The 23,809-nt window shown below is 39.9% G+C and carries 26 protein-coding genes; 23 read left to right on the forward strand and 3 right to left on the reverse strand.

Features of this window, described 5'->3' with window-relative positions; all coding sequences use genetic code 11:
* The first annotated feature begins 263 nt into the window (after positions 1 to 263).
* The 21 genes from QWZ17_RS29000 (at position 264) to QWZ17_RS29100 (ending at position 17,776) form a co-directional block, all read left to right on the forward strand.
* Positions 264 to 869 carry an AAA family ATPase gene (locus QWZ17_RS29000; RefSeq protein WP_290308861.1) on the forward strand — a complete coding sequence of 202 codons (606 nt, stop codon included), beginning with the start codon at positions 264 to 266 and terminating at the stop codon, positions 867 to 869.
* A gap of 69 nt (positions 870 to 938) precedes the next feature.
* Positions 939 to 1,199, forward strand: a complete 261-nt coding sequence (locus QWZ17_RS29005; protein ID WP_290308862.1) for a hypothetical protein — start codon at positions 939 to 941, stop codon at positions 1,197 to 1,199.
* A gap of 178 nt (positions 1,200 to 1,377) precedes the next feature.
* Positions 1,378 to 1,800, forward strand: a complete 423-nt coding sequence (locus QWZ17_RS29010) for a plasmid mobilization protein (protein ID WP_290308863.1) — start codon at positions 1,378 to 1,380, stop codon at positions 1,798 to 1,800.
* A complete protein-coding gene (locus QWZ17_RS29015) occupies positions 1,755 to 3,011 on the forward strand; it encodes a relaxase/mobilization nuclease domain-containing protein (protein WP_290308864.1) in 1,257 nt (418 codons plus the stop codon). Before QWZ17_RS29010 ends, QWZ17_RS29015 begins: the two co-directional genes overlap by 46 nt.
* Before the next feature lie 11 nt (positions 3,012 to 3,022).
* On the forward strand, positions 3,023 to 4,960 hold the full coding sequence (gene mobC / locus QWZ17_RS29020) for a conjugal transfer protein MobC (protein WP_290308865.1): 1,938 nt from the start codon (positions 3,023 to 3,025) through the stop codon (positions 4,958 to 4,960).
* A gap of 98 nt (positions 4,961 to 5,058) precedes the next feature.
* Positions 5,059 to 5,292, forward strand: coding sequence for a helix-turn-helix domain-containing protein (locus QWZ17_RS29025; protein ID WP_022833085.1), 234 nt, complete (start codon positions 5,059 to 5,061; stop codon positions 5,290 to 5,292).
* Between the two features lie 139 nt (positions 5,293 to 5,431).
* On the forward strand, positions 5,432 to 6,301 hold the full coding sequence (locus QWZ17_RS29030; protein WP_022833086.1) for an RteC domain-containing protein: 870 nt from the start codon (positions 5,432 to 5,434) through the stop codon (positions 6,299 to 6,301).
* A 151-nt stretch (positions 6,302 to 6,452) separates the two neighbouring features.
* Entirely contained in the window at positions 6,453 to 6,983 is a 531-nt protein-coding gene (locus QWZ17_RS29035) for a hypothetical protein (RefSeq protein WP_290308866.1), read from the forward strand.
* Between the two features lie 32 nt (positions 6,984 to 7,015).
* Entirely contained in the window at positions 7,016 to 7,354 is a 339-nt protein-coding gene (locus QWZ17_RS29040; protein WP_290308867.1) for a DUF4134 domain-containing protein, read from the forward strand.
* Positions 7,355 to 7,364: 10 nt separating this feature from the next.
* Positions 7,365 to 7,679 carry a DUF4133 domain-containing protein gene (locus QWZ17_RS29045; protein WP_290308868.1) on the forward strand — a complete coding sequence of 105 codons (315 nt, stop codon included), beginning with the start codon at positions 7,365 to 7,367 and terminating at the stop codon, positions 7,677 to 7,679.
* Between the two features lie 2 nt (positions 7,680 to 7,681).
* Entirely contained in the window at positions 7,682 to 10,171 is a 2,490-nt protein-coding gene (locus QWZ17_RS29050) for a TraG family conjugative transposon ATPase (RefSeq protein ID WP_290308869.1), read from the forward strand.
* A gap of 16 nt (positions 10,172 to 10,187) precedes the next feature.
* Positions 10,188 to 10,562, forward strand: a complete 375-nt coding sequence (locus QWZ17_RS29055; protein ID WP_290308870.1) for a hypothetical protein — start codon at positions 10,188 to 10,190, stop codon at positions 10,560 to 10,562.
* A gap of 58 nt (positions 10,563 to 10,620) precedes the next feature.
* Positions 10,621 to 11,304, forward strand: a complete 684-nt coding sequence (locus tag QWZ17_RS29060; protein ID WP_290308871.1) for a conjugal transfer protein TraI — start codon at positions 10,621 to 10,623, stop codon at positions 11,302 to 11,304.
* Positions 11,291 to 11,983 (forward strand): hypothetical protein, encoded by a 693-nt coding sequence (locus QWZ17_RS29065; RefSeq protein ID WP_290308872.1) that lies wholly within the window; start codon positions 11,291 to 11,293, stop codon positions 11,981 to 11,983. The genes QWZ17_RS29060 and QWZ17_RS29065 overlap by 14 nt, the downstream gene beginning before the upstream one ends.
* Positions 11,984 to 11,995: 12 nt before the next feature.
* Positions 11,996 to 12,643, forward strand: coding sequence for a TerB family tellurite resistance protein (locus QWZ17_RS29070; protein WP_290308873.1), 648 nt, complete (start codon positions 11,996 to 11,998; stop codon positions 12,641 to 12,643).
* A gap of 10 nt (positions 12,644 to 12,653) precedes the next feature.
* Positions 12,654 to 13,871, forward strand: coding sequence for a conjugative transposon protein TraJ (gene traJ, locus QWZ17_RS29075; protein WP_290308874.1), 1,218 nt, complete (start codon positions 12,654 to 12,656; stop codon positions 13,869 to 13,871).
* A 24-nt stretch (positions 13,872 to 13,895) separates the two neighbouring features.
* A complete protein-coding gene (traK, locus tag QWZ17_RS29080; protein ID WP_290308875.1) occupies positions 13,896 to 14,510 on the forward strand; it encodes a conjugative transposon protein TraK in 615 nt (204 codons plus the stop codon).
* A 5-nt stretch (positions 14,511 to 14,515) separates the two neighbouring features.
* Positions 14,516 to 14,845, forward strand: coding sequence for a hypothetical protein (locus QWZ17_RS29085; protein ID WP_290308876.1), 330 nt, complete (start codon positions 14,516 to 14,518; stop codon positions 14,843 to 14,845).
* Between the two features lie 3 nt (positions 14,846 to 14,848).
* A complete protein-coding gene (gene traM, locus QWZ17_RS29090) occupies positions 14,849 to 16,126 on the forward strand; it encodes a conjugative transposon protein TraM (RefSeq protein WP_290308877.1) in 1,278 nt (425 codons plus the stop codon).
* Between the two features lie 12 nt (positions 16,127 to 16,138).
* Positions 16,139 to 16,972, forward strand: coding sequence for a DUF4138 domain-containing protein (locus tag QWZ17_RS29095; RefSeq protein ID WP_290308878.1), 834 nt, complete (start codon positions 16,139 to 16,141; stop codon positions 16,970 to 16,972).
* A 33-nt stretch (positions 16,973 to 17,005) separates the two neighbouring features.
* Entirely contained in the window at positions 17,006 to 17,776 is a 771-nt protein-coding gene (locus QWZ17_RS29100) for a hypothetical protein (protein ID WP_290308879.1), read from the forward strand.
* Between the two features lie 39 nt (positions 17,777 to 17,815).
* Here the strand turns inward: QWZ17_RS29100 and QWZ17_RS29105 are convergent, their stop codons facing one another.
* From QWZ17_RS29105 to QWZ17_RS29115, 3 genes are all read right to left on the reverse strand, one after another.
* On the reverse strand, positions 17,816 to 18,325 hold the full coding sequence (locus tag QWZ17_RS29105) for a Rieske (2Fe-2S) protein (RefSeq protein WP_290308880.1): 510 nt from the start codon (positions 18,323 to 18,325) through the stop codon (positions 17,816 to 17,818).
* A complete protein-coding gene (locus QWZ17_RS29110; protein WP_290308881.1) occupies positions 18,325 to 19,107 on the reverse strand; it encodes an SOS response-associated peptidase in 783 nt (260 codons plus the stop codon). Before QWZ17_RS29110 ends, QWZ17_RS29105 begins: the two co-directional genes overlap by 1 nt.
* A gap of 61 nt (positions 19,108 to 19,168) precedes the next feature.
* A complete protein-coding gene (locus QWZ17_RS29115; protein ID WP_290308882.1) occupies positions 19,169 to 19,417 on the reverse strand; it encodes a hypothetical protein in 249 nt (82 codons plus the stop codon).
* A gap of 288 nt (positions 19,418 to 19,705) precedes the next feature.
* Here QWZ17_RS29115 and dinB point away from each other — a divergent pair, with 288 nt between their 5' ends.
* Both dinB and QWZ17_RS29125 read left to right on the forward strand, forming a co-directional pair.
* Positions 19,706 to 20,863 (forward strand): DNA polymerase IV, encoded by a 1,158-nt coding sequence (gene dinB / locus QWZ17_RS29120; RefSeq protein WP_290308883.1) that lies wholly within the window; start codon positions 19,706 to 19,708, stop codon positions 20,861 to 20,863.
* Positions 20,864 to 20,866: 3 nt separating this feature from the next.
* On the forward strand, positions 20,867 to 23,809 hold the full coding sequence (locus tag QWZ17_RS29125; protein ID WP_290308884.1) for a DNA polymerase III subunit alpha: 2,943 nt from the start codon (positions 20,867 to 20,869) through the stop codon (positions 23,807 to 23,809).

Below are 23,809 nucleotides of genomic sequence, written 5' to 3' on the forward strand. Positions count from 1 at the left end.
AAGTGCAAGCAACAAATAAAAATTAATCGAACGTCAGGAAGCAACATGCAAACCCCTTCCTGATACATAATTACAGGTTATTGTATTTACAGCAATATGTAGTTATCGAATTATGCAGATATAGAATGACGTAATTACAGAAATACATACTTACAGCAATCTGTATTTACAGGAATTTGCATTTAAAGAATTATGTATTTAAAGATTTCCAGCATTATGCAATTACAGCATTATGTATTTATAACAATTTAGAATTACATAACATGGGAAAGATCATCACAGTAGCCCACCAAAAAGGGGGCGTTGGAAAAAGCACACTGGCAATGAACTTAGCAGTGTGTTTCCAGGATCAACTTAGCGTTGCTTTGGTTGATACAGATTTGCAAGGAAGTCTACTCCAGATCAAGGACGATCTCCCTGGGCTGGCGGTGGTCGGGAAAGACCAATTACAGGACATTAAAAAATTAGACTATGACCTTATTATAGTTGATACGCCGCCTTACTTGTCGAACAAGCTTCCCGAGCTATTCAGCCTCTCCGATTTTATATTGATTCCAACAAAAGCAGGCTTTTTTGATGTAATGGCTATACGTTCGACTATCGCATTGGTCAACGATGCGCAGGTAAAGAACCCCGACATAAAGGCCGGCATTGTGATGAATATGATCAAACCGCGATCAGGTATTACCAAAGAGGTTAGCGGTCTTTTAGAAGACATGGCAACTCCTGTATTGGAAACTCTGATACATGATCGGGTAAGTATTGCAAGGTCCTCGATAACTGCCGGAGCTTTACAGGGAAGTGATGCAAAAGCGAAATCAGAAATAACATCCCTGGCAGAAGAGATCGTTAACCGTATCAGTGCATAAATTACATAAATACATATTTATGTAGCCGGCAAAACTCTCGTTCAACGAGTTAATTAAATCAGGTTTACAATGACAGATTATAAAGACAAACTGGGTGGCTTAGCGGACAAACTTAAAAAGGACACGCCCAAAACGCCCATTCAGGAAGTTCACCCAATAAAGCAAAGTGCTACAGTTAAAGAGGACGAGGCGCAGCTAAATGTTTGGATTCCAAAGGCGCTTTTGAAGCGCTTGAAATCATACGGAGTAGAATATGATACATCGTTAAAGGACATCAGTATAGATGCTTTAAAATTCTTTTTAGATGCCAAATTGAAGAAGTCAATATGATACAGGTCCTAATGGAATGCTGGCAAATTGAAGAAATCAAAAGGGATGAGATTGCCTCTTAATAGCAATCAGCAAGATAAACGTTTGTCGGACAAACGGATCTTGCCCCTACCTTCCGAGGTCAGTCGGGGGGCAGGGTAAAAATCCTCCAGGGTCGGATTTTTTAAAGATTACAGTAATGGAAAATGAAGAAGAAAACAGGGAACGCAAAGTAACCACACGGTTTAAACCGAACGAATTTAAAGTACTTGATACCCGTTTCAAAAAAACACGGTTTTTAAAAATGAGTGAGTATATCAGGTGCGTTCTGCTTGAAAAACCGATCACGGTAAATTACCGTGACAAGTCGATGGATGAAATGCTGGAAGAATTGGCAATGCTCAGAAAAGAGTTAAATGCCATCGGCAATAATCTTAACCAGGCCGTTCGCCAGATCAATAGTGCGCACGGAAATGCGGATAACCGCCTATGGATAAATTTACTTTCCATTATTGGCAGCAAGGTCGATCCGGCAATCGGTCAGATTAAAGAACGTATGCAAAGTTTTTCAGAATTATGGTCGCAAAAATTAAAACCGGGAGAAGTATCAGCGGTGCAATAAATTATAATGAACATAAAGTAAGGCTGGGCAAAGCGGAGCTGATTTCCGCTCAAGGCTACCTGAAAGACCCGGCTAACTTAACGTTTACGGATAAGCTGCAAAGGTTAACTGATCTAACAAATCGGAACGAGCGGACACTCGTAAACGCGTTGCACGTTTCGTTAAATTTTGCGGTGAGCGAAAATTTGGAGAATGATGTACTACAACAAATTGCCGATGATTATATGGATGGTTTAGGTTTTGGTAAACAGCCTTATTTGGTTTACCAGCATCATGATGCCGGACACCCTCACCTGCATATTGTTACCACTAATATTGAACCGGACGGAAAACGTATCAGTTTTCATTTACTGGCGAACAGGGCCTCCGAAAGTGCCAGAAAACAAGTTGAATTGACGTACAATTTGGTAAAGGCAGAAGACCAGGGTAAGCAACAAAACGTATTATCTAAGCCACTGGAACAAGTTGATTATGGTAAGGCAGAACTCAAAAGATCAATCACCAACGTGGTGAACAAAATAGTAAAAGCCTACAAATTTACCAGTATTCCTGAACTGAACGCCGTACTCAATCAATACAATATTACCGCTGATCGCGGCTCTAAAGATTCAAGAATGTATGAAAAAAACGGCTTGGTTTATTGGGCGCTTGATGTAAAAGGAAACAAACTTGGGGTGCCAATCAAGGCCAGCAGCATCTATGGAAAGCCAACTTTGAAAGCGCTTGAAGACCGATTTAGATTAAATAAAGTATTGCGAAAACCTTTAAAAGAGCAGGTCAAAACTAAAATTGATAAGGTATTATTAGCGCCGGTTTCAAAAAATGCGTTTCAAAAAAAATTAAAAGATGATGGCATTCAGGTCATTTTCCGGCAGAATGACGAAGGCCGTTTATATGGGATAACGTTCGTAGATCATGGGTCAAAGTCGGTATTTAATGGTAGTGATTTAGGCAAAAACTACAGTGCTGCAACACTGATAAATTGGTTTAAAAATGAGGAAATCAACCGCAATCAAATCGTTTCCAAACCGGTAAAGAATATTACCCAGGCTTCAAAATTTCCTGACAATATTTCAGGTTCAGCTCCAAGTTCAGGCGATGGGGATTCATTGTTAAACATACTATTCAAAGAAGAACAACAAGACATGGCGGCCATAGGAAGGCTGCAACAGAATAAGCGAAAGAAGAAAAGAAAAGGTCATTCACTTTAATATTTAACATCATGCAAACAGGTGAAAACGAGCAAGCCCTAAGAAAGATAATTGACTTTACAAGGCTAATAAGCATTGCTATTTTAATCATACATTTTTATCTAAGCTGCTATACGGCTTTCCAAATTTTAGGCTTGACCAAGCCATTCGTAAATCACATTGTATTGCCGTTATCGAAGATGGAAATTTTCGCTAAGGTGCTTTATGCGAAAATGGCAGCGCTAATTCTTTTAATGATTTCGCTGGTTGGCAGTAAAGGAAAAAAGGATGAATCCATTAAGGCCAGCAGGATTTTTATTTATTGCACCATAGGTTCATTAACGTACTTCGTCAGTACGCTCTTTCTTACCATACATTACCCTGCAACCACAATAGCCATATTGTATATAGGTGCAACAGTCATTGGTTATATGCTGATCCTTTCAGGGGTAAGTCTGCTTTTCAGAATGCTAAAGATCAATTTGGGCAAGGATATTTTCAATAAAGAAAATGAATCGTTCCCGCAGGAAGAAAGATTATTAGAAAATGAATACTCGATCAATTTACCTGCAGTTTATAATCTGAAAGGCAAAAGCCGCAATAGCTGGATAAACATCATCAATCCGTTCAGAGGTACACTAATTGGCGGTAGCCCAGGTTCGGGTAAGTCATATTTCGTCATACGCCACATTATTACCCAACATATTCAAAAGGGCTTTACCATGTTGGTCTATGATTTTAAATTTGATGATTTAACCAGGATCGTTTACAATGCGCTTTTAAAGTACGGCCATTTGTACAAAGTTAAGCCCACCCAATATATTATCAACCTCGAAAATATTATGCACCGGGCCAACCCCTTAGAACCGCATACGATGATTGATATTACTGATGCAATAGATTCAAGCCGCACGATCATGCTTGGTCTTAACCGTGAATGGATTAAGAAGCAAGGGGATTTCTTCGTGGAATCTCCTATTAACTTTATTACGGCCATTATGTGGTTTTTGAAGAAATATGAAGACGGGCGATATTGCACATTGCCTCATGTGATCGAATTGGCTCAGGTAGAGTATAAAGACTTATTTGAGGTGTTATTGCAAGAACCTGAAATTGAAGTATTGATCAACCCTTTTGTTTCTGCCTGGCAAAATGAAGCTTACGAGCAATTGGAAGGACAAATTGCAAGTGCCAAAATTAGTTTGGCGCGGTTATCCTCGCCACAATTGTATTATGTATTAAGCGGTAACGATTTCTCACTTGACATTAACAACCCTGATGAACCCAAAATTGTATGTCTCGCCAACAATCCACAAAAATCACAGATTTATGGCGCGGTATTATCGCTTTACATTAATCGCATCAATAAGCTTGTCAACCGTAAAAATCAGCAAAAGTGCAGCATGATCTATGATGAGTTCCCGACAATTTACTTTAACGGAATTGATAATTTGATTGCTACAGCCAGATCTAATAAAGTCGCCGTTACCTTAGCCGTTCAGGACTATAGCCAGCTAAAAAAAGACTATGGCCGTGAGCAGGCAGAAGTTATTTTGAATATAGTAGGGAACATTGTTTTTGGGCAGGTAACCGGCGACACGGCAAAACAACTTTCCGAACGATTTGGTAAAATTAACCAGGAAAAGGAAAGCATATCAATTAATAGTCAGGACACCTCAATAAGCAAATCAACGCAATTGGATTTCGCAATACCAGCATCAAAAATTTCAGGGTTATCCTCGGGTGAGTTTGTTGGCATGGTGGCTGATGACCCTGATAATAAGATAGAATTGAAAACTTTTCATAATTGTATTCAAAACGATCATGCCGCGATTAAGCGGGAAGAAGCGGCTTATCAACCGATCCCTATGATTAGAGATGTAGATCAGGCAGAGGTGCTAATGACTTATCACCAGATCAAAGAAGACGTAAAAAGAATTATTGAAAGCGTTTTAAGCAACATTTCTTAAATAAATTAAATATTTTTCGTAATATTTCATATATAAGAATTAATACAACGTATCCGTTGTGTTAATTTCGTTCGGTTTGCCATTCTTTTATAGTTCCGATGAAAAAGGAACAACTTTTAAAAGACTTAGGTGAACGAATACGAACTGTCCGAAAGGATAAGGGTATTACTCAACTACAGCTTGCCCACTCCATCGGAAAAGACCAGCAATCAATTCAACGTTTAGAAGCAGGAAATATTAACCCCTCATATATTTATCTGCAAGAAATAGCTGAAGGTTTAGACACCACCCTTTTGGATATGCTGAATAAAGAATTGCCTGCAAAAACCTGATTTAAAAACTATTCCTGACTTTTTGAAAATGCTACCATGCTGTGGCTAAGCTTTGCTGTATAGCAGGATTTAAATTTGATGCCTATAAGAAACCATATATATAACCAGTACTAACGAACAAACCTATCTAACCTTATCTATGAGAACTATAACCGAGCGCTTCTACAGCGCTTTAGAAAATCAATTGAACGAAGTTTCAATTAATGGCGATTCATTAGCCGATCAATATAAAACCTCTATTCAGCTATGCAAAAAGGCAATGGCTAAGCTTAAAAATTATATTTCCAGTTACAATTTCGAGAATACCGAAGATGAAATAGAATTTTTCAAGGTTGTTAAACCCCAGTTTTATAGCAAGTACATCTACTTTATCAATGTGTACAATTTTTTGATGCAAAAGCCTTTAGGCAGTGAGGAAATTATAAAGGATTACATCAATTATGAATTAACCGATATCAAACGGTTTTTCGACCATAACCATGCTTTCTATCAATATTACCGGTCAGGGTCTTCCCAAATGGATGAAGTTTACTTTACCCGTGGCGGTTTTGACGTTCACGTAGAACTGGAAGATTTTGAAGAGGATGAATTGTATTCTACCAGTCATGATTATAAGCTGTCTAAGATCATAGCCAATGAAAAATACCAGGATTACCTCAATCTCGAACTACAGAAAATTTTAAACCATGATGAGAAGCCGCAGGAAATTGGCATTGAGTTACCGCTTACCTGGACTTTTAATAAAACAGATCTTGTTGAATTAATATACGCGTTAGTTGCGTTAGGCGTGTTTAACAATGGAAACTCAGAAATCAAATCAGTAGTCAGCTTTTTTCAAACCGTGTTTCATGTTGATTTAGGTGCCTACTATCATAAATACACCGATATAACCCGGCGCAAAAAGGAACGTACCGCTTTTCTGGATAAACTAAAACTCGCTTTGCTACGAAGAATTGATGAAAAATTAGATGAAGACAGCGGCCCGCAACAAAGAATGAAATTTGAATAGTTTTTATTTATCTAATTTTCAGATACTTATGCTTTTTTAGAATAAAAAAAACACCTACCTCATGTATAAGGTGTGAAATAATATTTTTTGCTACTCCAACCTTTGCTTTCACAATCGCCGCATGGTGTGGTGAGGGTTAAAGCAAAGCATTATGTTGTCCTCTATTTCCTGGCAGCACTATCTCGCAGCCGTTATCATCATTACTATTTCTTACTACCTGTATGTTGCTCTTAGATACTACCAGAAAGAGATAAGTAATCTTTTCAATCGCAAACCGCAATCAGCTGATCTATTTACAGTAATTCAATCGCCTGCCATTTCCGTAATGGGTCAGGCTAAACCGGATAATGGTGTAAGCATTGGCGATACACAAAACTTACCCTTTTCAGAAGTTTTGCCTGATGATCCACATGAGTTAGTTAAGGAATCAACTCACACCATAAGCATTCAAGACGACCCTTCATCAGACCTGGTTTCAGAAGCCGGAAACCTGATTGAAGCGTTTAGGGATGTTGACAACAAGCAGGAGTTTTTAACGCTCGTAGGAATATTAGTCAGCTCCTATAAAAGGTTCCAGGAGCAAATCGATCTTCCGGCTGCACTAAGCCGCGTGGTAGAAATTTCCAAAGACAAATTAAAATTCACAGTTGCCTTATCCGATTTTCAAAACACCTGGGCTTAGGCAACCTATCCGTTTACATTAATTCAGAAATTATGAAATCTCAAAAAACAGACTTCCGTTCAAGGGCGGTAATTTTTTTCAGGCATTTATTGGCAACTGTCACCTTATTGATAATTAGCTTTAGCTTATATGCACAGGATGGCAATTCAGGAATAACAGCAGCAACTACACAGGTTAAAAGTTATTTCAGCACTGGCACAAGCTTAATGTATGCTATCGGTGCCATAGTCGGACTTGTGGGAGCCATCAAAGTATTCAAAAAATGGAACGATGGCGAACACGACACCGGCAAAGTTGCTTCAAGCTGGTTCGGCAGTTGTATCTTTTTGGTAGTAGTTGCAACGGTGTTAAAATCATTCTTTGGGGTATAAAAAACATATCATGGCATTATATCAGATCAACAAGGGCATTAATAAACCGATTGAATTTAAAGGACTGAAAGCACAGTACATCGGCTATCTGGCAGCTGGGCTTGTACTGTTGCTTATCGGATTTGCTATCATGTATATCGTAGGAGTGCCGGTAATTACTTGCATAATTATCATCTCTGTTTTAGGCAGCGCCCTGTTTTACCAGGTGTTTAAATTAAGTCATAAATACGGTGAACACGGCTTGATGAAAAAAGCAGCCAAAAGGTACTTACCAGATCATTTGAAGTTCACTACACGAAATATCTTTTTACAACTAAAGAAATAATCATGGCATCACACAGCAAAGCAGAACAGGTATTTCCTGTTTACAAGGTGGAGCATAACTGTATGGTTTCCGCAAATGGCGACCTTACCATTGGTTACAGAGTAAACCTGCCCGAAATCTTCACCCTATCAAATGACGAGTATCTTGCTTTCCATGAGGTAATTATTAAAGCATTGAAGCTTCTACCAAAAAATACTGTATTTCATAAGCAGGATTGGTTTATCAATGATCAATATGAAGCTGTATTTGCTAAAGAAGGCCATCAGCAGGTTAAAACTTTCCTATCTCATTCCAGTGAACGTTATTTTCACGAACGCGAGTTTTTGCATCATCATTGCCATATCTTTTTAACTAAAAAGCCCGATAAGTTTAAACAGTATTCAAGCGCGGTAAGTTCATTAATGCGTAAACGCATTGTTCCTGCACAAACTACCTGCGATGAATTGTTCAGGGATTTTCAGGATAGCGCCGGCCAGTTTGTAAGAGTTTTGGAGGATAGCGGTTTAATAACCCTTTCACGGCTGAACGATGACGAGTTAGCAGGCACGTTAAATAAGGCCGGTGTTTTGGAGCAGTACTGCTTTTTGCTTAATCAAAATGAAGCGCCGGTATTGAAAGATATTCATATTCTGGATGAGATAAGGATCGGTGATAACCATTGCCAACTTTATACGCTAAGCGATGCGGAAGATCTGCCACCATTATGCGGCCCGAGAATTACCTATGATAAATACAGTACAGATAAAACAAAATTCAGTACCGGCTTTGCTACTCCTATAGGCACTTTATTAAAATGTAATCATTTGTACAACCAGTATATATTTATCGGTGACAGCCTGCAAACGATCAAAAATCTGGAAGCAAAAAAATTGCGCCTGCAATCTCTTTCCGCTTATTCCCGCGAAAATGCGATTGGCCGTGATGCTACACACGATTTTTTAAATGAAGCTATTAGTCAGCAAAGACTACCCGTAAAGGCGCATTTCAATGTTTTAGCCTGGACGGATAACGCTGCATTGTTAAAGGATCTTAAAAATAAGGTTAGTTCCTCACTGGCTCAAATGGATGCCCAGCCGAAACAGGAAACCGATGGTGCTGCCCAAATTTGGTGGGCTGGATTGCCAGGCAACGAAGCCGCTTTTCCAATGAATGATACATTTGATACTTTTGTTGAACAGGCTACTTGTTTCTTAAATCTTGAAACAAATTACCAGTCAAGCATCAGCCCTTGCGGCATTCGCTTAGGCGACCGATTATCCGGCAAGCCCGTGCATGTTGACATTAGCGATGACCCGATGACTAAGGGAATCACCACCAATCGAAATAAATTCATTTTAGGTCCGTCAGGCAGCGGCAAATCCTTCTTCACTAATCACCTGCTTCGCAGTTATTTTGAGCAGGGCTCGCATGTGGTTTTAGTAGATGTTGGGCATAGTTACCAGGGGCTTTGTGATTTTGTTGACGGTTATTATTTCACATATACCGAAGATGAGCCGATCAGCTTTAATCCTTTCTACATAGCAGATGGCGACGTTTTAGATACTGAAAAAAGGGAAAGTATAAAAGCCATGATTTTAGCGCTATGGAAGAAAGAGGACGAAGGTGTTCAACGGTCTGAATACGTGGCAATTTCAGATGCTTTATATCATTATTACGAAAAACTAAAAAGTCAACCTGAAATATTTCCTTGCTTTGACAGCTTTTACGAATTTCTTAATGGTGAATTTCATGATACCATGAAACAATCAAAAGTGAAAGATGAACGTTTTGATATAGACAACATGCTTTTTGTATTGAAACCATATTATAAAGGTGGTGAATATGCCTACCTGCTGAATGCAAAAGAAAACCTCGACCTTTTGCAAAAGCGTTTTATTGTCTTTGAGCTGGACAATATCAAAGATCATCCAATTTTATTTCCGGTGGTCACCCTTATCATTATGGAAACCTTCGTTTCTAAAATGCGCAAACTGGCTAAAGACACCAGAAAGATGATCCTAATAGAGGAAGCATGGAAAGCGATCGCGCGGGAAGGTATGGCCGAGTACATCAAATATCTTTTTAAAACAGTCCGCAAATATTTTGGTGAAGCCTTAGTTGTAACCCAGGACATTGAAGATATTATTAGTTCGCCCGTCGTAAAACAGGCCATCATCAATAATAGTGATTGCAAGATCTTGCTTGACCAGCGGAAATACCAGAATGACTTTCCTAAAATACAGCAACTATTAGGGATAACAGATAAGGAAACAGCACTCATCATGAGCATGAACCGGAACAACGACGAAAACCTGAAGTATAAAGAAGTATTCATCAGCTTGAATGGCCAGTTATCAAAAGTCTACCGAACCGAAGTAAGCCGTGAAGAATACTGGACTTATACCACTGAATCATCGGAAAAAGCAAAAGTCCATGCCTACACCAAAAAATTAGGAAGTGTAAAGCTTGCTATAGCAGCTATCGTTAGAGAGGAATTAGAAAAAGCAGCATAAACTAAAACCCATAATTATGAAAGCATTATCGTTTATTATAATCCTTGCAATTGCCGCCTTTACAGGATGCACGAATAATTCTCAAAGCAAATCATTATCTGGCACTTTTACCAATCAATCGAAAAGTGAGTATAGCACGGCATCAGATACATTGATAATAACGCCATCAACTCAATCCACCAATACTTACCAAATTGAGCGAAAGACAGGTTTTCAAAAAATTCGAAATGGTGTAAGCCAGGCCAAAGAATATAAAACCGAAAAATGGCAATCAACATGGAATGAAGAAAAACAGATGTTGTCAGAAACGGAGTATGGCCGTCAGATAACGCCCGGTAAAGACGGCAATTCCGTGACCTTGAAAAACACGGAGTACCAAAAAATCAAATAACATTTCCTACATATCATTAAGTAATTCCTGTAAATGAACAGGGATATGGGAGGCTTTTATGAAAAATTTACCTGTAAAAATAGTGTCTTTGGTGGTGTTCATCGCTATAACACTACCTACGCAAAAGGCAAAAGCACAATTCGTTATTGGCGAAGTAATAAAACTTACAGTAACCAAAGTAATTAAGGCAATAGACCTTAAAGTACAACGAATGCAGAATAAAACGATATGGCTGCAAAACGCACAAAAAGTCATTGAAAATCAAATGTCCAGAACAAGGTTGACTGAAATTTCCGGTTGGACAGAGCAGCAAAGGCAATTATACAGCAGTTACTACACAGAATTAGGAAACATCAAAGCCACTATATCTAAATACCAGCGGATAAAGGATATTACTTTAAAACAAGCTGCCCTGGTTAGTGAATATAAAAAAGCCTGGAGCTTGTTCCGGCAGGATAATCATTTCAATCCGCAGGAATTGAATTATATGCAGCAGGTGTACACCGGCATATTAGACGCCAGCGTAAAAAATCTGGATGAGATCATGCTCGTGGTTAGCCCTGCAAAAACACAAATGACAGATGAACAGCGCCTGGAATTAATCAACAAGGCCAGCGATCATTTGGATGAAAATTACAATGACCTGCATCAGTTCAATAACCAGGGCATTCAATTAAGCCTGCAACGCAGCAAAGATCTGAGTGATACCCAATCAATTAAAAAGCTTTATGGAATCAATTAATCAAATAAAAACACGGGCAGACGAGATCCGGCGTAAAAGCAGGAAATTATTGGCTTTCACAGTTATGACGGTTGCCGCATCTGTGCTGGCTACTACTGTTAGAGCTCAAACTTTCGCTGAGTGGTTCCAACAGAAAAAAACGCAAAAGAAATATCTGTTACAGCAAATTGCTGCACTACAAGTTTACGCCTCATATTACAAGGCGGGTAATAACATTGCCCGTAATGGTTTAGGTTCGATAACCGGATATCTCAAATCAGAAAACGGATTACACACTACCTTTTACAACAATCTCAATAACGTTAGTCCTGTAGTTAAGAATAATAAACAGGTAAATGATATACTGCAATGGCAGAAAGATATTCTTGCCCGCATGAACAGCCTCGACAAAACTGCCAATCTTAACAATGGTGAGCGCAAATATATTATGCAGGTTAAAGCCGCTTTATTTAAAGATTGTGATCAAGAGATTACCGAATTACAAAATGTGCTTACCGACAGCAAACTCAAGATGAGTGACGAAGAACGGTTGAAACACATTGGAGTAATTCATTCTGCTATGCAAAATAATTACCGTTTTGCCTCTGCATTTGCTGACCAGGTAAAAGTTTACGCGGTGCAACGTGTTCAGGAAAATAATAATGTGATTACCGAAAAGAAAATTTACGGGATTCAATAAGCAAAACCAATTATGAAAAAGCAAATCAAGCAGATCGTAATTATACTGGTATTTTTCTTTTGCCTGGGTACGGCAAAGATTGCCAGCGCACAGGTTCAGGAAATGCAGCAATTGATTTTAGATATTGAAAAGCTAACCCAATTGAAAGGCATATTAAGCGACATGAAAATGGGTTACCAGATCTACCAGCAAGGCTATGGCAGCATATCCCAACTTTCCAAAGGTAATTTTGACCTGCATAGCGTTTACCTTAATGGCTTGCTTTCTATAAACCCCACTGTAAAAAATTATGGCAGGGTAGCCGAGATAATTTCCCAGCAGGTCAGTTTGGTTAGTGAGTATAAAAGTGCCTATAAACAATTTCAGCAAAGTGGATCATTTAGTGCAGGTGAGTTAAATTATATGAGCAACGTATATACGCAGCTTGTCAACCAAAGCCTGCAAAACCTGGACGACCTAACTAATGTGCTTACCGCTGGTAAACTACGAATGTCCGATGATGAAAGAATGCGGGCGATTGACCGCATCTATGCCAGCAGTTCAGATAAATTGCAGTTTCTCCGGCACTTCAACCGGCAAGGCGTTTTGTTAAATATGCAGCGCACTAAGGATATAGGCGATACCCGCACGGTGAAACAGCTCTATGGTATAAATAACTAATCCCAATTTTATGAAAAAGAAGATTTATTTAACCGCAATTTTTGCGGTAACGGGGATAGCTTTTCCTTTATTTTCCAAAGCAGACGGCCTTGCTACAGATATTCAAGGTTTGCAGGGAACTTTAAATGGCGTTTATAACGATATGCTTCCCATGTGTAGCCAACTCATCGGTGTTGGTCGTGCAATAGCAGGATTTGGTGCTTTATGGTATATAGGCAGTCGCGTTTGGCGACAAATAGCCAGTGCCGAACCAATAGATTTTTACCCGCTGATGCGGCCATTTGCTTTAGGCTTAGCTATTCTTTTATTCCCTACGGTTATTGCTATTATCAATGGAATAATGTCGCCTACGGTAACTGCCACAGGCGGAATGGTGCAAAATTCAGATGCCGCTATTGCAGCCTTGTTGAAAGCCAAAGAAGCGGCAGTAGAAAAGACAGATACATGGCAAATGTATGTTGGTGCTGATGGTGATGGTGACAGGGATAAATGGTATAAATATACCCATCCCGACGACCCTACAGGCGCGAACGAAGGAATGCTTGCCAGCGTAGGTAATGATATGAAGTTCGCTATGTCCAAAGCTTCCTATAATTTCCGCAATTCGGTTAAGCAGTGGATGTCGGAAGTATTGCAAGTGCTATACGAAGCAGCGGCTTTATGTATTAACACCATAAGGACTTTTTACCTTATCATTCTGGCCATATTGGGGCCTATAGTATTTGGCTTAGCTGTCTTCGACGGTTTTCAGCACACCTTAACAGTGTGGCTGGCTAAATACATTAATGTATTTCTTTGGCTGCCAGTAGCAAACATCTTCGGTGCAATTATCGGCAAGGTTCAGGAAAATATGCTGAAACTGGATATTACCCAGGTTCAAAATGCGGGTGACACCTTCTTTAGCTCAACTGATACCGCTTACCTCATCTTTTTAATTATTGGCATCATTGGTTACTTCACCGTACCAAGCGTAGCTAACTACATTGTTAACGCAGGTGGCGGCAACGGTCTGCTTCAAAAGGTAAACAGTATTGTGAGCAGTACAAGCCAGTCTGTCGTTGGTGCAGCTTCAGGAGGCAGCAGTATGTCCGCAGATACATTCGGTAATCAAAAATCTAATACCAGCCAAAGCATGGCAGACAGCGCAGTATCTAAACCATACTTTCAAGATAAGGGCAGTAACCCAAATAATGGACGGGCAAACAAGATAAATCCACAGCAAGCCTAATTATTCACCTAAAATTTAATAATCATGTTTACACATCTCAAAAACATTGAAACAGCCTTTAAACACATCAAGCTATTCAGCTATTTTTTGATTGCCGCATGTACCATTATATCATGTTTTGCACTTTATAAAAGTTACCAGGCAGCGAATATCGCAGGCAGTCACATTTACATCCTGGCTAACGGCAAGGCGTTAGAGGCATTTGCAGCCGACCGGAAAGACAACATACCAGTAGAAGCCCGCGATCATATCCGAATGTTCCATCATTATTTTTTTACCCTTGACCCTGATGAAAAGGTAATTGATGCCAATATAGGCAAGGCCTTATACCTGGCTGATGAAAGTGCCAAAAATCAATATAACGATTTAAAGGAAAAAAGCTATTACAACAACCTTATTTCCGGCAATATCAGCCAACAGGTTACCGTGGACAGTATTCAACTGGATATAAACCAATATCCTTATTACTTCAAATGCTTTGCCACGCAAAAGCTGATCCGCTCTACATCGACCGCAAACCGCAGCCTGATCACTCAGGGTTACCTGCGTAACGTGGCAAGGTCAGACAATAACCCGCATGGTTTTCTAATCCTGCATTGGGAGACTTTAGCTAACAGGGACACCACTATTCAACACTAAAAGCTATGAATTTATCAAACAGTAAAACGTCAGCGCAATTAAGCGACAAGGTTGCCGCTTCGCTGGCAAAACAGATAATCACTTTTCAAACTCGTTTTTCGACCTGCCTTAACAAGTGGTTCAATGCTTACACTGTTCGCCAAAAGAAACGAATTGCTATTGCAGTTGGCATGCTAACGTCTATCATACTTGTCAGTAGTTCCTTTTGCAGTTTTTACACGATCCCCAAATTATCACAAAATTATACCTCTGCCCATATTGGTCAGGCATCAGAATTTCCCGATCCCCAATTTATTAAACGTCAATTAACAGATTCATTAACTAAAAAAAAGTAAATCATGAATGCAGTATTAAACAGCGGTCAATTGCCGCAGCATACTCCTGAATTTCTGAAGGAGCGCAAATTTTTAGTCATCATGCCACTGCTTATCATTCCATTTTTAACGATGGCATTTTGGGCATTGGGTGGCGGTAAACAATCCGCTTCAGCCTTTGAAAATTCCAATGTACAGGGATTGAATGCCACATTACCGCAGGCACAGTTTAAGGATCAAAAAGCCCAGGATAAAATGGGCGTTTATCAAACCGTTAAAACGGATTCCGCAAGTTCCGCAAACAGTGGGGTTAGTGAAAGCTTTGTAAAATCAATGGGATTGGATGCCGCAAAAGCGGGGCATATTGATTCTGCTACGCAGCGTTCAACCGCTAATCTTACAGGCGGCCCTACTGTAGCAGATGCTAATGAAGCCAAAATTCAGGCCAAGCTTGTTGCTATTAATCAGCAGATCAACCAGCCGGAACCGACAAACTACGGCGGTGGTGCAACAGCCCCGCAATCCACTGCCGATGTAAAAAGACTGGAATTAATGATGAAAGCCATGAATGGCAACGGCGGCGGCAACGACCCTGAAATGAAGCAACTAACCCAAATGCTTCAACAAATAAACGATATACAAAATCCCGGCAATGCTAATAGCAGGCTACGTAATCAGTCGTTAAAAAATCACGGTAGGGTCTACGCCGTTGCCGCAGCTAAAGATGATGACGATGATAATTCCGCACCTGATAAAATTCAGGTTAGCTACGCTTCGTACGATGGCGGTGGCAAGTCAAAAAAACGCCGCTCTGCGAATACAACAGAAACAGCAGGTAATACCATTCAGGCAGTAGTGCATGAAGATCAAACGTTAGTAACCGGCGCGGTTATCAAATTAAGGTTATTGGATGGTATTTATGTAAATGGCAAAATGATACCTAAAGGCAGCTTTGTTTATGGAACTTGCTCGTTGAACAATGAGCGTTTAGAAGTCAAAATTGCCAGTATTCGTTACCTCAATAACATTTTGCCGGTAGCGCTCGCTGTCTATGATCTTGACGGTATGGAAGGCCTATATGTTCCAGGTTCCATCGGAAGGGATGCCGCAAAAAATGGTGTTGGGGATGCCGTTCAGTCTATGCAACTTATGGCTATGGATCAGTCCGTTGGCACACAAGCCGCCAGTGCGGGCGTTGAAGCCGCCAAAGGGTTATTCAACCACAAGGTAAAACAGATCAAAGTTAAAGTTAAGGCCGGTTACGAAGTCCTCCTAAAGGATAGTAACGACCGTGATAATTAAACTAAATATGCCATGAAAAAATCATTCGTTATTTTCATTCTTGGTGCCTGGGGAACAGTTTCCTACGCGCAAGATACCGCCTATGTAAGCCGTGATAAAACCACCGCCTTATTCTTTAAATCAGCTGTCAAAATTATCAGCAAATCAACACCCGATTTTGATGTAAATCAAAAGGAAAATGCGCTGATCACTATCAAAGCACTTGATACGGATTTTAAGCCTACACGTATAAATGTGCAGGAAATTAGTACTGCCAAAGTCTATCATATTCCAGTTGAATATTCTTACGGTCGTGCCGGCAGACGTATTGAAATTGACGGAGCAGCACCTATGACTGTAAGGGTCATTAAAACTGCCGATTATAATTATAGCGCAGTCGTTACCCAATTGGCCGAAGGAAAACGTAAAGATGTGATAGATCATGAAAAAACCGGAGGCGTAAAAGCCTGGGTAGATAAACTATCCCTTGCCGGTAACCGGATTTTCTTTAGGCTGGACATTCGCAACAAATCCAATCTGCCTTATGAAATTGATTTTGTCCGGTTTTATATCAGGGATTTGAAGACAGTTGCGCGGATGGCAACTCATGAACAGGAGATAGTGCCATTAATTACAACACTGCGAAAAAAAACTTCAATTGCCCATAAACAGGAGATTGCAAAAATTTTTGGCTTTCACCGTTTTTCACTTTCTGAAGACCAGGCGCTAAACATTGAATTATACGAACGTAACGGGAACCGCCACCTTTACCTGCAAATCAAACAAAAGGATCTGGACGATTTGAAAACAATCGCCCCTCTAAAGCAGCAACCAGGAAATACTTTAGTAGCTGCCAACACACTTTAATTAACCATTTATTTCATTTTTAATCATTAAGTTATGAATACTCAAAATGCTGAATTTTTGAAAAAAAGCCTGCTAAACCTGGGTTTTGGCGACAAGTTAAATGCTGAATTAGACAAAGAAATGGCCGCTAAAACGCCTGAATTTAAGTTAGGATTGCAACATGAGTTCAATCAAAAAACGATTGACTATACATTGCATTTTAAGGCCGGCGATAACCAGGATATGTACTTCTTTAACAAGTACGATGCAACGATCAACCATAAAGACGATCCTGCCAAGAATATCGACCAGACGTTTTTTATCAATAAAGGCAGCGGCATTACCGCTAAAGAAGCTTTTAACATGATGGAAGGCCGCGCCGTTCATAAACAGCTTTACAATTTAGAAGGGCAAAAATACCAGGCATGGCTAACGTTGGATGATAAGAACCTGACGGAAAACGGCAATAAAAAGATCAAACACTACCATGAAAATTACGGCTACGATATCGATAAGGTAATTGCTGGAAAAGGTATCAAGGAACTGGAAGATCCGAAAGCCAAAGAAGAATTAATGTATTCGTTAAAAAAAGGTAACGCCCAGCAGATTACTATCGGCGGCGAAGATGGCGATAAAAAATATTTTATCGCGGCTAACCCGCAATTCAAAACGGTTGACCTTTACGATCATCAAATGAAGAAAATAAAAAGGGAAGAATTGCTGCAGACCGACCAAAAGCCGGTAAGGAACTTAAAACAACGTGAGCAGCAAAAGGAGGATGCTCCTGCAAAAAAGCAGTCGCGTAAAGCTAAAGTCCACGTTTAATTAAATATCGAAAGGCGGTGCTCAACAGCATCGCCTTTTTTAGGTGTTTATAATTTCTAATGTTTGTAGATCTGCCGTTAAATTATGCATCGGACAAACCAATAGGCCATCCTTTTCTAACATCGCAGTCCCGAAATGAGGGCAAAGTTTACCTTCACACTTTTTACCTATATAGGATTTATACCAATCCCTGTATTTCTCAACTTTAGGTAGTTGCTTTTCAGTAGGGTGTTCTGGAACACGTAATCCGGTATCATACCGCTCACATTTAACTTTTGTTTTTGCAATAGAAAGGAAGCTATAATTTGATGAACTTTCAGGAACAATTACAGCCGCCGTATATCCATCCCAACAATTAAATTGTTGTTTCATTCGCGGCTCCATTTCAAACCTGCCATCTATATGATAATGTTCCTCCGGAAAGTCAAATTGCCTATCTGCGTGAAGATGCTCGAAAACAGGGATGTAATAAATTCGTCCGTCGGGAATAGTCATTATTTCCGCACACGGACGCCAATAATATTCGCCGATTTGAAATTCTTCGGACATTAAGCTTTAACCGTTTGTAAATCTTGCCAATGGTTAAATTGCAGTTCCTCGGTATCAACAAAAGTTGTATCAATCGCGGCTAACTCAGGATATTCTAATGGTGTTGCTTCGAGTGTCGTTCTATAATTACGGTCTACCGTGCAAAATTCCAGTAACTTTGATGGAATTTGCGTTCGGGCTATTTGTGAAAGACGTTCTTCGCTCGGCTTTTCCATTAACCATTCCCAAGCCAAATCCTCTGTTAAGATTGAAGGCATTCTTTTTTTAGAATTATGTATCTGCGACATTACATTATTGGAATCAGTTATTCCAAAGGCAACTGTATTCACAAACTGCCCCGTTTCAGGGTCAAGCCACTCGTTATATAATCCTGGCAAATAAAAATATTCTTGTTCTTTAAGACCTACCTGATATGGGTATTTAATCATCTCTTTTAGTTCCTGGCCCTTTTTGCCAATCTTAGGAATGTGGCGCGATTCGACTATTCCAGTTGACAAAACAAGACACCGACGATTTTTGGCAGCATCGGCCCACATTGACCTTTTGCCATCCTCTTTAGTAAAGAGGTTTTCAGATTTGAAATTGAGCGTAGTGTATTTTGCACGAAATATATTCGCTTCGGATCTTGTCTTCACAAAGCCAGGAACATACCCCCATTCTGCCTGCACAATATCAAAATCTTTACCGTCTTCTGATGGTACCAATATTGCACATGGTGCATAGTTAAAACCATTGTGTACACCGACATTTAAAAAAGGGTAATTTCTTACTGGCTTTGCCAAACCCTTTAATTCAATATACTCTGCCCTTGTAACCCGTTGACCATTATAATAACACATACACTTAATTTTTTTTACCTCTGATAAATGCGGCAATTAGCTTGCCAACTTCTTCTGCCTCTTCCTGACGGCCTTCGGGAATTGAAGTCCAAAACTTTTCATCGCCAAGCCCTTTGCCAACAGTTACAGTTAAAACTTTTCTATTATCGGAAAACTGAATATAAAATATTCGCCTGCTTTTTATTTCGGCCTCCGTCACTTTCAAGGTAACACCATTATGTTGAATCTCAAATGGCGGTTCGACTTCCCTCATTTTGCTTAAAATTAAAAGTTTTTGTGCGAATAAAGAAACTAATACTGAACCCTGAATAAATGTTCACATCATAAATTTCTTCTTATTAACCTATTTACTATCAATCTTTTATTAGTGGCAAAAACTGATAAGCAAAATTAATGGAAAAAAGATTTAAAATACTAATATTTTTAGCATTAGTTTTGTAGAGATTCTCATACCGGTATCGTGGGCGTGATCTATACGCCGTGAACTTGCCGACTGAAATATTAAATTTTATTTAATTAAATGTAATAGCAACAGACTAACATGAACGCCGACCGCCAAATAATTCACATGGATCAGGATGCATTTTTTGTATCTGTCGAGGTTAGAAAAGACCCCCGTTTGGTAGGCAGGCCGGTAATCATTGGCAGTCTTTCAGACCGTGGTGTAGTGGCATCATGCAGTTACGAAGCACGGAAGTTTGGGGTACACTCCGCTATGCCAGCGAGATTAGCGAAACGCCTTTGTCCGCATGGAATTTGGATAAGGGGCAACATGGACGAATATACCAAAGCCTCACACGAAATTACTGACATCATTCAGGAAATGGTTCCGGTACTTGAAAAGGCGAGTATAGACGAGCATTATATCGACATGAGCGGAATGGATAAGCATTATGGAACGCTCAAATGCGCGAAGGAGATCAGGGCTAAAGTCATCAGAGAAACAGGATTGCCTATATCTTTTGGTTTGTCAGTCAACAAAACAGTTTCTAAAATGGCTACTAACGAGTGTAAACCCAATGGAGAACTCAGCGTTGCTCAACCTGGGGTACAGCCGTTCTTAAATCCGTTATCGATTAGAAAAATTCCCGGCTTAGGCGAAAAGACCTTTATCAAATTAAGTGACATGGGTATCAAGCGTATCCATACACTGGCGCAGGTACACCCGGAATATATGACGAGCATTTTAGGGAAAAATGGGATTTGGCTTTTACAAAAAGCTAAGGGCATTGACGATTCACCTGTTATCCCTTACCATGAAGCAAAAACGATAGGTACACAATCCACATTTAATCAGGACAGTATCGACGTTGAAACTATTAATCACCTGCTTACCTCAATGGTAATGGATCTCGCTTTTGAATTAAGACAAAGTAAAAAGCAAACCGCTTGTATCACCGTTACTGTCCGCTATTCCACCTTTGAAACGGTTACCAAGCAGGCAAGAATACCTTACACAGCACTTGACGGCGTTTTAATTGCCAAAACCAAAGAACTGTTTAAGCAACTTTATCAAAAACGCCTCTTAATTCGGTTAGTCGGCGTTCGACTATCTAATCTGGTTAGCGGCTTTGAGCAGATCGATCTTTATTCGGAATCCGAAGAACAATATAGCCTTTGCCAGGCGATGGATAAGATACGCCGCCGCTTTGGGCCGGGTTCAATTAAGTTAGCCTCTGGTATAGATTTAAACTTGTAGGTCATGTATTTGAACGTTCACTCACAATATAGCCTTCGCTATGGTACCATGTCAATTCCCAACTTGGTCGAGGAAGCAGCAGCACGCGGAATTACCCAAATGGTCTTAACGGATATCAATAATTCCACAGGTGTCATGGAGTTTATGCGTGAATGTGATGAATGCGGAATAAAGCCAATTGCAGGGATAGAATTTCGCCGGGATAAACACCTGCTATACATTGGAATTGCTCAAAATAAAGAGGGCATGCGTGAACTTAATGAATTTTTAAGTGAACACAACCTGGAAAAGAAGCCATTACCCGACAACGCCCCTGCTTTCAAAAATGCTTTTGTTATTTATCCTTATAGTTACGCCGAAGACCTGAAGCAAAATGAATACCTGGGCATTCGGTTTGATGAATTAAATAAGCTTTATGGTAAAGATTTGACTGTGCAGAAAGATAAACTTGTTGCTTTACAACCAGTATTTGTTTTGGACAAAATTGAATACCGCCTTCACGAATATTTGCGCAGCATTGATTTGAATCTGGTATTGACGATGGTTAAGCCGGAAGATAAATGCACACCAACTGATATGTTTTTGCCCCCTGGTCAAATGGAAGCAAAATATTCACGCTATGCTTTTATACTCGACAATACCCGTAACCTGATGAACCGTTGCACGATGGATTATCCGAAAGGCAGGATAAACCTGAACCGACGCACATTTACCGGAAATAAGAAGAATGACAAAGAATTGCTGGAAAAATTAGCGATGAGCGGTTTGGAATATCGTTACGGAAAAAGTAATAAAGAAGCACTTAAAAAAGTCAAGCATGAACTGAAGGTAATTTACGAACTGGATTTTTGCGCATATTTTTTAATTACCTACGATATTATCCGTTATTCATCCTCTCGGGGTTACTATCATGTTGGAAGAGGATCGGGCGCTAATAGTATAGTTGCTTATTGCCTTAAAATAACCGATGTTGACCCGATTGAACTTAACCTGTATTTTGAACGCTTTCTGAACGCACAGCGAACCTCGCCGCCGGATTTTGATATAGATTATTCCTGGGATGAACGGGAAGACGTACAGGATTACATTTTCAAACGCTATGGAAGCCATCATACCGCTTTACTTGGCACCATGTCAACCTTCAAAGACCGAAGTATTATCCGGGAGATCGGCAAAGTCATGGGTTTACCAAAATCGGAAATAGACAGTTTTACTGATTCGCGCAGAGCGGCTGAAAACCGAAATAATCCAACGTTCAAAAAGATTACCGCTATTTACGAGCGCATGTCTAATATGCCCAATCAGCGTTCTATTCATGCAGGCGGGGTATTAATCACGGAAGAACCTATTACATACTATACCGCATTGGATATGCCGCCTAAAGGGATGCCCACCGTCCAGTGGGATATGTATGAGGCGGAAAAGATTGGCTTTGATAAATACGATATTCTTAGTCAGCGAGGAATTGGACATATCAAAATGGCGGTTAAACTGATTGAACAAAATCAGCAGCGTAAGATCGATATACACCAGGTCAAGGTGTTTATGAAAGACCCGAAAGTTAACGCGCAGCTTAAAACAGGTGATACAATTGGTTGCTTTTATATTGAATCTCCGGCCATGCGGCAGTTAATACGAAAATTGAATTGTGATAATTATCTCACATTAGTCGCCGCCAGTTCTATCATCCGTCCTGGGGTGGCCAGTTCAGGCATGATGGGCACTTACATAAAATACCATCATGCACCTGATACGGTAAATTACCTCCATCCTGTAATGAAAGAACAATTGGAGGAAACATACGGGGTAATGGTTTATCAGGAAGATGTGATTAAAATATGCATTCACTTTGCCGGGATGGATGGTACAGATGCGGATATTCTTAGACGCGGTATGAGCGGAAAATATCGTTCAAAAAAAGAGTTCGAACGCCTCGTCGAACGTTTTTTTGAAGAAGCAAAAAAACTGGGCCGACCTGATGAAGTAGTAGCCGAAGTTTGGAGGCAGGTATCTTCCTTCGCAGGCTACAGTTTCAGCAAAGCACACTCGGCCAGTTTTGCGGTAGAAAGCTACCAGAGCTTATTTTTAAAAACATATTATCCACGGGAATTTATGGTGGCCGTCCTCAATAATTATGGCGGTTTTTACGCTCGATACCTCTACTTGCATGAACTTAAAAAAGCGGGTGCAACGATACACCTGCCATGCGTTAATAACAGTGACAGCATAGTTAATATCAATGGTATAGATGTTTATTTAGGCTTTGTTGGTGTACATGGACTAAACGAAAAATACATCAATTTAATTCCCGAAGAAAGACGGGAAAACGGAGTGTACCAAAACTTGGAAGATTTAATAAAACGGACAGGTGTTGGCTTGGAGCAGGCTATTATACTAATCAGGGTGGGTGCCCTACGTTTTACAGGTAAAAGTAAAAAGGCATTGCTTTGGGAAGTGCATTTGCTTATGGGGGCTAAAGTTAAAGTAACTAATGATGTAGAGTTATTTGCAATAGAGGCAAAAAACTACAGCCTGCCGGTGTTAGTTAATACGGCTTTGGAAGATACCTATCATGAATTAGAACTTTTAGGATTTCCGGTTACGATGACAAGTTTCGATTTGCTGCAAACTGATTATCGCGGTGAGATTTATGCTAACGATCTGATTAACCATTTAGGGCAATTGGTAAAAATGGTAGGCTGGTATGTCTGTGAAAAAACTGTACAAACTAAAACAGGCAAATTGATGTGGTTCGGTTCATTTCTGGATGTAGAAGGCAACTTTTTTGACACCGTGCATTTCCCAAACACGACAAAAGAATATCCATTTACAGGTGCCGGTTGCTACCTGATTTACGGAAAAGTTGTTGAAGAATATGGCTTTGCCAGTATTGAAGTTTTAAAGTTCGCCAAACTTCCTATTCACGTTAACCCTGTTATCGACTAA

It is taken from the genome of Mucilaginibacter flavus (assembly GCF_030409315.1).
In the GTDB taxonomy this organism is placed as follows: domain Bacteria; phylum Bacteroidota; class Bacteroidia; order Sphingobacteriales; family Sphingobacteriaceae; genus Mucilaginibacter; species Mucilaginibacter flavus.